This window comes from Bifidobacterium avesanii (assembly GCF_009299475.1).
In the GTDB taxonomy this organism is placed as follows: domain Bacteria; phylum Actinomycetota; class Actinomycetes; order Actinomycetales; family Bifidobacteriaceae; genus Bifidobacterium; species Bifidobacterium avesanii.
The window spans coordinates 1-11,363 of sequence record NZ_WBSN01000035.1 but is presented as its reverse complement, the minus strand read 5'-3'; the positions used below and the strand labels follow the sequence as shown (position 1 = coordinate 11,363).

Sequence of the window (11,363 nt, the reverse complement as noted above, 5' to 3'; positions counted from 1 at the left end):
ATAAAATATTTTCCGATCGATTAAGGTATTCTTCTTATGCTTTTGAAAATTTTGGAATACCTATTATTGGTGGATATCGATATAATCTTGTAGAACATGGATTAACGCTTGATTCTTCATATATTCGTATTATCTACGATCATGGATTAGTTTTTGCTTTGACTATTGTCGCTCTTTTCACTTTACTTATGAAAAAAGCGGTAGATTCTAATGATAATTTCCTCATTATTGCTCTATTTATAGTTGCAGCTCATTCTATGTTTGATGCTCAATTAATTTCTTTTCAGCATAATACTTTTCTCTTTTTATTGCTTTCTGTTGTTTCTCTTGACAAATTTGATCATTTAAAGGAGTTAATAACTAAAAAATATCGTCCGAAGCATCTTTCATCTTAATTTTTCAGATATAATAACAAATTTTTGTTCCCCTTGATGCAATAAATATTCTTTTTAGACTGTGATCTGAGGGAACCATCATGGGCAAGGTACACGAATGAACAGCGATATCGAGAGGATGTGTTGTATGGTGATATACGAGCGCTGGCGCAATTGTGTTATCCCAGCTACGAGACGGCGCGCATGCGGCATGAGTTGGCTTGATGAAGAGGGAATGGGCGTACTTCTCGATACGTTGAAGAATGGTTTTTGTTAAATTACGGTGAAGAAGCGCGCGGCTGTGGACCATTACTTGACGCACACGTGGCGTGAAAGTCGCATGATATGGCAACAAGATGTCCAAGCAAAGAGATGTTTGTTTTGTGGCTCTAGACGGATTTGCGCCGGTCGAATGCTGCGTCTGATATTGCTCTATGTCCGCGGAGGTGCTCAAGTGCGAGGTGGTGTTCAAAAGTTCTGCTGAAGAGATCAAGTCATGAGAAGATGCCTGAAGCCGTGTATCTAACACTCAGATCGGACGTGATTTCGTCGATTGTTTATTCAGAACGAGGCCGTCACTACCGGCGGCTGGAATGAGTCACTTTGCGGAGAAGCATTCTGACTCGTTCCTTAAATCCGAAGAAAAAAGCTTAGACAATGCAACTGCAGAAGGGTTCTTCGGGTGTCTCAAGATAAGTGTATCCACAGACGTGTCGTCCCGGGCATCGCCACGACGAGTTCATCAGGATGCTCGACGAGCATATGGTCCGGTATTTGGATAAGCGCATCAAAATCGAATAGTGGATGAGCATCATGGGCAAATGCGCTGCATGCGGGGCTCATTGCTTGAAATCATCCGGTACGCTGACGAACAACTATTCAGACATCAAAGTCCAGCAAACTGTCTTCACTCCCAAGCTCGCCAAGGTTGATACCGCGATGGAACGACTGTGTGGTCGTGGTCAACGTGTAGTACGCAGAGTACGTTGGCTACCCCACGGAGCGTAACGATCCCCCAAATAGGATCCTGTGCGCGAGGGACACGAAACGGTGTCGGGCATATCGATGTTTGCCCCTGTTTGCGGTTTTGCCGTTGCCAAGGACGATGAGCCGTTGCCGATCGAACGAGCCAGTTGGAAGATGAACGTCAACGCCGTTACCAAACTGGTCTTCAACTATCATTGAGATCGGCAGAGACCACACATAAAACAGTGCTGCGGATGGACGGGGCATGCTCGTCGAATATCGCGATCCTATCTCATTCGTCAACGTCCCCCGTCAGAAGGCCAAGAAAATGGAAGCTATGGGGAATAATGATAAAACAGTCCTAGGAATCGTGATCGCAGTACCTTGCCGACAATAGACGCAACACCTATGAAAGTGGATTCAGCATCAGGGAAAGTCGAGGCTTATATTCTCTGATGCTGAATCCTGCGCGTATGAGACCCATATTTTATCTATTAAGTCCCTAGTGTATATAGCCCAGAAATAGGATTTGCTCAATAGTAGACAACTATAAATATTGGTATAAAGTTCTACTATCAAATATAAAGCCTAAACTATCTTTCTATGCTTGTATTTTGACTGTTGACTTGACGGATTAAACTGTTGGTCAGCCATTCTATAATGGCTGACCAACAATAGAAAATTATCATGAGTTTATTTTTTGAAGAATCTAGAACGATCCCAATTAATCCATATATAGGCCAAGGACATCAGAGCTAGAGATGTAATTGTGAAATTACGATATGTGAAGAAAGTATGAACTTCTGAATGCTGTAATAACGCAAAGGACCACATATAAGGAATGCAGGCATATGTCAACAACGTGAGAGAACAAAGGATGTTATTTTTTATCAATTTCTTTTCAAAACCATTACATATCAAGACGAATGCTACCACAAGCAATAATCCCATAATGATATAGTCCGATTTAAAGTTAAACTGATTTGAAGCTACCTTGAGCATAATATGAACATTAGGCTTTTGATTGCTGCCATCCATGTCTCCATTAGTTCGCAAAGAAGCTTGCGAAAAAGCATCGAGAAATACATTCTGCTTTTTAATGAAACTGGAAATTATCCACTTGCTAATCCAAGTAAGAGCATAGCCTGAGCCCCATGCAATCGGCGCGGCAATAGTGAAGTAAAGGGTCTTTCGTATGTTTATTAGGACCTTGTCTCTATAGCATACTGCATACAATATCATTGGGATTCCGCAGGAAATTATAGGGAAAGTAAGGAGATCAAAATAATTAACAATTGATCCGGTGACAAAAAAATCCAAGAATCACATTATCAATTTTATGCTCTTTATATAGTAGCCAAATGAGAAAAATAAACAACGCAAAGTACACATGAGTAAATTGCATGCTTACTGCTACCAAATCTAAACGTGCTGGAAGCATTGCAGAAAAAAACAGTATGCCGTAGAATATATTTGTTCTTCTAGCTATCAAGTAAATTGATAATATTAGTAGTATCCAAAAGATGGCGGATAGTAAACCTCGAATTACGGTGATGTTGCCTATTAAGAGCAGAGGTCTTAGAAGGACGGCCCAGCCGTTCCAATATCTCGTATATAAAGTAAATGCGCGATAAATTGATGCATTCTCTGGACCCACTTGTTCCAGCATCAATTTATCGGTAAAATTATCTAATTTTGTATTTCCGTATAAAGGATTTGGATAATTACCTTCTTTTTTAAGAAAATTAATGCTATTAATTCGATTGTTCTCTATTGCTGATTGAGGTATTAAAAAGGTAACTACTAGCAGTGCGGAAAAAGATGCTATAAGTATAATAAAGGCTATTAGATATAATTTTATATTATGTTTGATGTTTGATTTCATTTTATTTCCTTTAATTGCAATAAGGAATCAGTGCATGTGTCGTTTTTGGTATGCGAACAGATTCTTGTCGATGAGGTATTGCTTGCGGTCCTTCTTGGCGAGCACGTCGAGGATCACGCCCGAGACGATCAGCAGCAGGCTGACCATGATGAGCAGGACCGACACGATCAGCGTGGGGAACCGGGCCACCAGGCCCGTGGCCCAGAACTCCGCGACCACCGAGCCGAGGAACCCGGCCCCCGCCAGGCCGATCAGGCCGCCCAGGACCGTGAAGAACGGCAGGGGCTTGTACTCGCGGATCAGGCGGAAGATGGTGCCCATGACCCGGATCCCGTCGCCCACGGTGTTGAGCTTGCTCACCGAGCCGGCGGGCCGGTCCCGGTACTGGATGGGCGTCTCGTACAGGCGGACGTTCTTGTCGAGGCTGTGGATCGTCATCTCGGTCTCGACCTCGAAGCCGCGGGAGAGGACGGGGTAGGTCTTCGCGTACGTGAACGAGAACGCGCGGTATCCGGTCATGATGTCGCGCACGTTCGCGCCGAACAGGCGGTTGATGCACCCGCGCACGAGCCTGTTGCCGAAGTTGTGGAAGGGCCGCTTGTTCTCCTGGAAGTACGTGGAGGACAGGCGGTCGCCGATGACCATGTCGTAGCCCTCGAGGACCTTTTGGACCATGGCCGGGGCGGCGTCGGCGGGGTAGGTGTCGTCGCCGTCGGCCATGACGTACACGTCGGCGTCGATCTCCTCGAACATGGCGCGGATGACGTGTCCCTTGCCCTGGCGGGGTTCCTTGCGGACGATGGCCCCGGCGTCGCGGGCGATTTGGGCGGTGTGGTCGGTGGAGTTGTTGTCGTACACGTAGATGTCCGCGCCGGGCAGGGCGGCCTGGAAGTCTTGGACGACCTTGCCGATCGTGACCTCCTCGTTATAACACGGCAACAACACCGCAATAACGGGACGGTCTACGCGCGGGTCCTCAGATTTCCTGGGAGGGGTAATACTCATGGCATCTTCTTCTCAACGTTTGCGAATACCCAGCGGAACAAGAATAGCAGATGGGGGCTTGAGTTTTATGCCGTCTACGGGGTGATTCGATCTAGTTAGAGGATGTGCAACAGCATGCGGACACCCTTGAGAACTTCAAGGCGAAGGGCGGCATCTTCGAGGCTCACAGGATACGGAGGGATTGGGTGTCCCTGATGGGGCGACAGTGCGGCAGCGTCGTTACTTATCCGCTGTTGGCCGAGGTGAGGGAAGCCGTGTCCCGCTGGCCGGTGCACACCCCGTTGTTCTATCACCACATGAGCCATTTCCTCCGGCTTGGGGCAAATCCGAGCCAGATGGCGGGAAAGGGGCATCTTCTCCGGCAGCTTCGGGATTTCGCGCGAAGGGCGGCCCGTGGAGCTGGGCGGGCCGGATGACGCCGTCATTCCGGTCGCGGCGAGACAAACGCCCATGTCGGGGGTGCGCAGTCATGTCTCGGTTCGGCGAGCGATGTTGAAGATAAGGAGCGCGCGCGTTCCAAAACGCCCCGCCCGGCATGCGGCCGTTCGCGGCCGCGACCGTCTTCTAGCGGTCGCCGTAATGGGTGCGGCACGCGATGATTTCGATCCGGCGTTCGGCGTCGCCCCTGACGCGGTAGACCAAGCGGTTCGTCTGGTCTATGCGCCTCGACCAGTAGCCGGAAAGGTTCCCGCGCAGCGGTTCGGGCATGCCGATGCCCTCGGCGGCGCCGTTGCGGTCGATGTCCCTGATGAGGGCGTTGATCCTTTTCAGGGTCTTGCGGTCCATCGCCTGCCATTGCAGGTAGTCGCTCCACGCGTCGTCGGAGAAGACCTTGAGCATCGGCTACTCCCCGATAAGGTCGTGGGCGGAGCTCATGCCGGCGTCCATCTGGGCGGCGGAGCGTTCCAGACGGCGCATGTTCTCGGCCGAGTAGAACGGGTCGGCGGTCACCTCGAACGGGATGCGGCGTTCGCGCACCATGGCCTTCGCGAACATGTTGAACGCGGTGCTCATGGACATGCCGAGCTCGGAGCACAGTTCGCCCATGTCCTTTTTGGTCTGTTCGTCCAATCTGACGTTCACCATCGCGGTCGCCATGACGGCCTCCTTATGTGCATACAAAACGATATATTATATGTATTGATTGTATATGCATGTTCGGCATACCGTCAATGGCATCAACGACAACCCCGCTGACGACATTGATGACGCGGGATCGCACGCCACCACTTCCGAAAAGTAGAATCACGTTTTACTAAATTACGATTCCATAAACGGAGCCCGCGGAATGACGACGCCAGCTGGCGAAGCGCCCCCGTACCGCTCGCGGGCGGCGCTCATGCTCATTGGCGTCCCCAGCGGCTGTCCGTCAATCCCCTCCCCGGCCATAAAAAGCCCAACAGGGCCGCAACCTCGGGACGCTCGGCATGCCCGTCGTCCTGTATCGCAAACGGTCGTTTTCGGGCGGAGTCCGCACTTCCGGGGATCGTTTCTGAAACGCCGGGAGGGGGCGTATTGAAAACCGTCTCAAAAACGATGTCTCGTTATTCGTCGCCGTTGGAAGCCTCTGAATTTGCATCATCCCGGCAAATGGCCCATTACCCGTAAAGGTGCGCTATCGCCCTGTTGCCGACGATTCGGCGCGGCTCGTGCCGCTTGGATAGATTGTGACGTTGCCGGTAGCGATGTCGTCAAAGCGCGATAATAATCCCATGACCACTTTGCACTTCGACCCTCTCACCCAGCGCTACCCCTCCCAGCGGTTCCCGTTGTATGCGGGGCGGGCGATGGTGAACTGCTCCATGCCGCAGGCGTCGGCGGCGGGGCTGCGGGCGATCATGCGGGGAGGCAACGCGTTCGACGCGGCGGTGGCGGCCGCGGCGGCGCTGACGGTGGTGGAGCCGACGTCGAACGGGATCGGGTCGGACGCGTTCATGATCGCGTGGAGCGCACGTGAAAGGCGGCTGGTCGGGCTGAATTCGAGCGGTCCGGCGCCGCGGGGCATCTCCATCGAGCGGGTGATCGCGGACGGCAACGCTTCACGGGACGGCAACGCTTCACGGGACGGCAACGCTTCACGGGACGGCAACGCTTCACGGGACGGCAACGCGCGCATGCCGTTGCTCGGGTGGACGCCGGTCACGGTGCCGGGCGCGCCGGCCGCGTGGGCCGCGATCAACGAACGGTACGGACGGCTCACGCTGAGCGAGGATCTGGCTCCCGCGGTGGACTACGCGCGCAACGGCTATCCGTGCGCGCCGAACCTGTCGTACTACTGGGCGCGGTCGGCGGACACGTACCGGAAGGTCAACGCGGACGGGCGGTTCGACGAGTGGTTCCGCACGTTCGCCCGGCGTGGCGGTGACGGCAACGGCGGCGATTCGGCGTCGGCGGCGACCCCGCGGCCGGGCGACGTGGTCACGCTGCCCGATCATGCGGACACGCTGGAGGCGATCGGCGAAACCAACGCCCGCGCGTTCTACGAGGGTGACTTGGCGCGCGCGATCGATGCGGCCAGCCGGGCCGCCGGCGGCTATCTGCGCTACGACGACCTCGCCGCCTACCAACCCCGGTGGGTCGAGCCGATGCGGCTGGACTACCGCGGCTACGAGGTGTGCGAGATCCCGCCGAACGGGCAGGGCATCGTGGCGCTCATGGCGCTGAACATCCTGCGCAACTTCGACTTTCCGGCCAAGGACTGCGCGGAAACCTACCATCGGCAGATCGAGGCGATCAAGATCGCATTCGCGGACGCGCTCGACACGGTCACCGATCCGGACGACGCGGACTTCGACTACGCGCGCTATCTGACTCCGGAATACGGCAAGGAACGGTCGCGGCTGATCGGGGATGCGGCCGAGGTCCGCACCACGCGCACGCCGTCGGATTCCGGGACCGTGTACCTGTGCTGCGCGGACGGTGAGGGCAACATGGTCTCCTACATCCAGTCGAACTACATGGGCTTCGGCTCGGGCATCGTGGTGCCCGGCACCGGCATCGCGCTGCAGAACCGCGGCGCCGACTTCTCGCTCGACCCGCGCCGCGCGAACGCCCTGAAGCCCGGCAAGCGCACGTACCACACGATCATCCCCGGGTTCCTCATGAAGGACGGCCGCCCGGTCGGTCCGTTCGGCGTGATGGGCGGCTACATGCAGCCGCAGGGTCATGTGCAGGTGGCCATGAACGCGATCGACTTCCACCTCGACCCGCAGCAGGCGTTGGACGCGCCGCGCTGGAAGTGGAACCGGGGCAACGACGTGCACGTGGAGACCCGGTTCGACGCGGCCCTGGCGCGGGAGTTGGTCCGCATGGGGCACAAGGTGTCCGTGGGCCTGGACGCGGCGGAGTTCGGGCGCGGGCAGATGATCGTGCGGCTGGACAACGGCATGCTGGTGGGCGGCACCGAGTCGCGCACCGACGGCAACATCGCGCTGATGTAGGGGCGGACCCCGTCTCCGGAATGCGCGTTCATTCCATCATCGCGTCAAGGCTGACGAGACGCACCGAATCATCGGCTGCGGCGATGTCGGTCAGCGGCCGGGTGAACCCTCCCAGCGAGAACAGGTAGAGGTTGAGTTCCTCGGCACCGAGTTTGGCGGCCCGTGCGCGCAGCAGGTTCAGCATTGATGGGTCCATGGGTGCGGAACGGAACTTGCACTCCCCGGCGATGGCCTTGCGCCCGGTGTGGTCCAAGCCGACAACGTCCATTTCGTCGGTTTTGTCCCACCAGCGGCCCGCGCGGTTGAGATGGTAGGGCAGTTTGCCTTGCCTGCTCTCCCGCATCAGCCATTCGGCGCACATGCGCTCGAACGCGTGCGATGCATAGTTGTGCAAAGCCGGTTGGATCGTGTCCCGCCATACGCCGTCCACGTCGCCGCCGTCCAGCTGGGAGCGATTTGGGTAGACGAACGAGTACCAGAAGGCGAAGAAATCGTCGGCCAGCCGGTATAGCCCGCGCGTTCCCTTGGCATGTTCGGCGGGTTTCGCCGTGACGGGGAATTCACGTTCCGCAATGCCGACCTCGATGAGCGAGGACAGGTAAAACCCCAAGGCGTTGGCGGGAATGAGCGTGTGGGTGGCGATGTCGTTGAGCCGGGTGTCTCCCAAGGCGATGGCCCGTATGATCGTGCTGTATTTGGCCGTCTCGCGGAATTCCTCTCGCATGAGGACATCCGGTTCGGAATACAGGGCGGAGCCGCGCCTGAGAATGTAGCGCTTCGCGTTCCATTCCAAACTCCGTTCCGGGTTGAAGGTTCCCAGATATTGCGGCACGCCTCCCAGCATCGCGTATGCCAGCGCTTTATCTTCGTCCGTGTAGTCGGGAAAGAACCGGGCCGCGTCCCAATAGGGCATCGGCCGCATCTTCATCACGCCCGTGGCCCTGCCGTACAGCGGAGCCTTCTCGGAGAGGATCTCCTTCTCAATGAAGCTCATTGCGCTGCCGCACAGCACGAGCATCAGATTCGAATGCCGCAGTTTGTGGTCCCACAGATTCTGCAGGATGGAGGGCAAAGATGGGTCCGAACGCACGAGGTAAGGGAACTCGTCGATGACGACCAGACGCCGTTTGCCGTTGGGCGGCGTGGGCAGTTCGGCCAGATCCTCGAGCGCGGCCCTCCAGTCGTCATATTGGGAGAGGTACTTGCCAGCCGGTGCCCCCTCCTCGAACATGCGCCGGGAGAACTCGGCCAGCTGCTCGCGTCTGGTGCCCATCTGCGCGGCGAAGAACAACGTCGGCTTGTCCTGTGAGAAGTGCACGAGGGTTTCGGTTTTTCCAATGCGTCGCCGGCCATACATGATGATCAGCTGCGCGCGGGGATCCTCGTAGCTGTCGCGTAGAAAGGAGAGTTCGTCATCGCGTCCGATGAATGTCATGGACTCAGCATATCACAAGTCATAACTTATATAGTCGCAACTATACAAGTCACGACTATAAGAATGCGGATTATTGACTGCGGGTTTCGCCGTTCCGCTTGGCTCTGGCGTCGATGGTGTTCATGCGCGATTTGGTTAGACGAAACGAGATGGTTTCCATTTCCTCGTCATGGATGCGCGGGCGCCCGGGGCCGACCATTCCCACGCCGCCTTCCCAGTTTCCCGATTCATATTCCTCGGACATGTGGTCGAGCTGCTCGTCGGTCACGCCGAACAGCTCGTTGATTTCTCCGCGGTTCGTGATCTCCTCCTTGTAGCTCCAAGTTCCCCCCATGGTCTTTTCGTTGGCGGGTCACACCTCCGGCAGCCTTCCCGTCCATGGGCGGACTCGCTCGAGTTGCGCGGCCACGGCGAGCGCGCGATCCTCGCGGTTCTGCGGGGCGATGAGCTGGACGCTCAGGGGCAGGCCGTCGCGGCTGAATCCGCTGGGCACGGCGGCGGCGGGGTTGCCGAGCACGTTCCAGATGGCGGTGTACGACGATGCGCCCACGGCCTTGAGCGACGCGGCGATCGCGCCCTGGCCGTCGAGCTGGCCGACGGGCACGGCGGGCGTGGGCGTGGTCGGGGTGATGAGCAGATCGTAGTCGGCGAAGAACGTGCGGTCGAATTCGAGTCCCATGGCGATGCCGTGGCGGATGGCGCTGGCGTTGAGCGGGCGCAGCGGGCGGGTGAGGGCGAGCAGGCGGCGGGTGCGCGCTTCGAGGAGCTGCGGCTGGTCAGCGCGGGCGGCCTCTTCGGCCACGCCGGCGGCGGTTTGGGCGAGGAATTCGTAGGTGATCGCGGGGTATTTCGGATCGATGTGCTCCATGTGATGACCGAGCGCGGCGAGTGCATCGGCGGTGGCTTTGAGCGCGTCGAGGGTCTCGCGGTCGGCCGTGGGGCCGCCGGTGGGGTTCTTGGCGCTGACCGCGATGCGCAGGGGGCTGATGGGTCCGTCGCTGCGGACCGCGTCGGACAGGGGACGGTCCAGCGGCGGGGCGGGCCACGGGTCGGTCGGCAGGCTGCCGGCGATGACGTCATAAACAAGCGCGCTGTCCGCCGTGAAACGGGCGAGCGGGCCGATCACGCCGAGCGACTGCCACAGGTTCCGGTTCGGGCTGGCCGTGACGCGGCCTCGCTGGCATTTGAGGCCGAACAGACCGCAGAACGATGAGGGCAGACGGATCGAGCCGCCGCCGTCGCCGCCGATCGCGACGGGTACGATGCCCGCGGCCACGCTCGCCGCGGATCCGCCGCTGGAGCCGGCCGTGCTTCGCAGAGTGTTCCACGGGTTGCGCGTGTACCCGTTCGCGCTGGATTCGGTCCACGGCCAGATGCCGAATTCGGGCATGCGGGTCTTGCCGATGACGATCGCGCCGGCCTCGCGCAGTCTGCCGACCACCGCGGAATCGTGCTCGGCGACGTGGGTGAACGCGGCGCCGCCGTATCCGGTCACGTAGCCGGCCACGTCGTTTTCGTCCTTGATGGCGACCGGGATGCCGTGCAGCGGGCCGGTCGTATGGCCGTTGCGCGTTTGCACGTCGTCGAGTGCGCGGGCGGCGGCGATGGCCTCGTCGGGGTGAAGATCGGTGAACGCGTTGAGTTTGGGATTGAGGCGCGCGGCCTTGTCGAGCGCGGCGCGGGTGAGTTCCTCGGCGCTGAGTTCTTTGGCGGCGATGAGACGTTCGAGATCGGCGATGGGCGTGGTGCCCAGCAGGTCCTCGGCGGTGGTGGCTTGCGTGGCGGTGCACGTGGCGTTTGCGGTGGTGTGTTCGGCGGTCATGACGCCACGGTAGAAGCGCGACGTTTCCGCGGGGTGAACGGGCTCGGTGCCGGGGGAAAGCAAAAGGGCCGGAACCTTTCGGTCCCAGCCCTTTATTTTGCTGGTGCGAGTGGGGGGAGTTGAACCCCCACGAGCATACACTCACTGCCACCTGAAGACAGCGCGTCTACCATTCCGCCACACTCGCAGACAATCGACTAACTTACACCTAGGGTCGGGATCGCGCAATTCGGCGTGTCGCGTACTGATTTCGCTCATTCCGCTTTGCATGTCACGCAGATTGAGCGAATCCAGTACCGTAGGTGGCCGAAGGGGGTGCGGACTTTTTCTTGGACGGCTACACCGCCAGCCCAAGGTGTCTGCGGTATTGCACCGGGCTCATCCAGCCCAGCGACTTCTTGATACGGGTCCCATTGTAATGGGACAGGTAGGCGGC

10 protein-coding genes, 1 tRNA gene and 1 pseudogene are annotated in these 11,363 nt (G+C 57.4%); 3 read left to right on the top strand and 9 right to left on the bottom strand.

Annotated features, from left to right (window positions below; translation table 11 throughout):
* Nucleotides 1-395, top strand: a pseudogene (locus DSM100685_RS10805) (hypothetical protein); the annotation flags it as partial.
* 1,008 nt (nt 396-1,403) lie between these two features.
* The gene (locus tag DSM100685_RS10800) at nt 1,404-1,559 is read left to right on the top strand and encodes a hypothetical protein (RefSeq protein ID WP_163201051.1); all 156 of its coding nucleotides are present in this window, start codon (nt 1,404-1,406) and stop codon (nt 1,557-1,559) included.
* A 1,069-nt stretch (nt 1,560-2,628) separates the two neighbouring features.
* On the opposite strand, the gene DSM100685_RS10485 is transcribed toward DSM100685_RS10800, so the two are convergent.
* The 4 genes from DSM100685_RS10485 to DSM100685_RS10470 all read right to left on the bottom strand — a co-directional run bounded on the left by DSM100685_RS10485 (nt 2,629) and on the right by DSM100685_RS10470 (nt 5,328).
* On the bottom strand, nt 2,629-3,225 hold the full coding sequence (locus tag DSM100685_RS10485) for a hypothetical protein (RefSeq protein WP_152351285.1): 597 nt from the start codon (nt 3,223-3,225) through the stop codon (nt 2,629-2,631).
* A 27-nt stretch (nt 3,226-3,252) separates the two neighbouring features.
* Nucleotides 3,253-4,230 carry a glycosyltransferase family 2 protein gene (locus DSM100685_RS10480; RefSeq protein ID WP_152351284.1) on the bottom strand — a complete coding sequence of 326 codons (978 nt, stop codon included), beginning with the start codon at nt 4,228-4,230 and terminating at the stop codon, nt 3,253-3,255.
* A gap of 564 nt (nt 4,231-4,794) precedes the next feature.
* Nucleotides 4,795-5,070, bottom strand: coding sequence for a Txe/YoeB family addiction module toxin (locus DSM100685_RS10475; RefSeq protein WP_152351283.1), 276 nt, complete (start codon nt 5,068-5,070; stop codon nt 4,795-4,797).
* 3 nt (nt 5,071-5,073) lie between these two features.
* A complete protein-coding gene (locus DSM100685_RS10470) occupies nt 5,074-5,328 on the bottom strand; it encodes a type II toxin-antitoxin system RelB/DinJ family antitoxin (protein WP_152351282.1) in 255 nt (84 codons plus the stop codon).
* Between the two features lie 614 nt (nt 5,329-5,942).
* Here DSM100685_RS10470 and DSM100685_RS10465 point away from each other — a divergent pair.
* Entirely contained in the window at nt 5,943-7,670 is a 1,728-nt protein-coding gene (locus DSM100685_RS10465; protein ID WP_152351281.1) for a gamma-glutamyltransferase family protein, read from the top strand.
* A 28-nt stretch (nt 7,671-7,698) separates the two neighbouring features.
* Here the strand turns inward: DSM100685_RS10465 and DSM100685_RS10460 are convergent, their stop codons facing one another.
* The 5 genes from DSM100685_RS10460 to DSM100685_RS10440 form a co-directional block, all read right to left on the bottom strand.
* Entirely contained in the window at nt 7,699-9,105 is a 1,407-nt protein-coding gene (locus DSM100685_RS10460; RefSeq protein ID WP_152351280.1) for an ATP-binding protein, read from the bottom strand.
* A gap of 70 nt (nt 9,106-9,175) precedes the next feature.
* A complete protein-coding gene (locus DSM100685_RS10455) occupies nt 9,176-9,439 on the bottom strand; it encodes a toxin-antitoxin system antitoxin subunit (RefSeq protein ID WP_152351279.1) in 264 nt (87 codons plus the stop codon).
* A gap of 18 nt (nt 9,440-9,457) precedes the next feature.
* The gene (locus tag DSM100685_RS10450; protein WP_152351278.1) at nt 9,458-10,927 is read right to left on the bottom strand and encodes an amidase family protein; all 1,470 of its coding nucleotides are present in this window, start codon (nt 10,925-10,927) and stop codon (nt 9,458-9,460) included.
* 101 nt (nt 10,928-11,028) lie between these two features.
* A tRNA-Leu gene (locus DSM100685_RS10445) sits at nt 11,029-11,114 on the bottom strand.
* Between the two features lie 150 nt (nt 11,115-11,264).
* Nucleotides 11,265-11,363 (bottom strand): IS3 family transposase (locus tag DSM100685_RS10440; protein WP_152350281.1); only part of this gene is annotated, 99 nt, incomplete at its 5' end.

What these genes read in the sequence shown, in the direction of transcription:
- DSM100685_RS10485 (WP_152351285.1), bottom strand. Translation starts at nt 3,225, where the DNA reads ATGAAATCAAACATCAAACATAATATAAAATTATATCTAATAGCCTTT.
- DSM100685_RS10480 (WP_152351284.1), bottom strand. Translation starts at nt 4,230, where the DNA reads ATGAGTATTACCCCTCCCAGGAAATCTGAGGACCCGCGCGTAGACCGT.
- DSM100685_RS10475 (WP_152351283.1), bottom strand. Translation starts at nt 5,070, where the DNA reads ATGCTCAAGGTCTTCTCCGACGACGCGTGGAGCGACTACCTGCAATGG.
- DSM100685_RS10470 (WP_152351282.1), bottom strand. Translation starts at nt 5,328, where the DNA reads ATGGCGACCGCGATGGTGAACGTCAGATTGGACGAACAGACCAAAAAG.
- DSM100685_RS10465 (WP_152351281.1), top strand. Translation starts at nt 5,943, where the DNA reads ATGACCACTTTGCACTTCGACCCTCTCACCCAGCGCTACCCCTCCCAG.
- DSM100685_RS10460 (WP_152351280.1), bottom strand. Translation starts at nt 9,105, where the DNA reads ATGACATTCATCGGACGCGATGACGAACTCTCCTTTCTACGCGACAGC.
- DSM100685_RS10455 (WP_152351279.1), bottom strand. Translation starts at nt 9,439, where the DNA reads ATGGGGGGAACTTGGAGCTACAAGGAGGAGATCACGAACCGCGGAGAA.
- DSM100685_RS10450 (WP_152351278.1), bottom strand. Translation starts at nt 10,927, where the DNA reads ATGACCGCCGAACACACCACCGCAAACGCCACGTGCACCGCCACGCAA.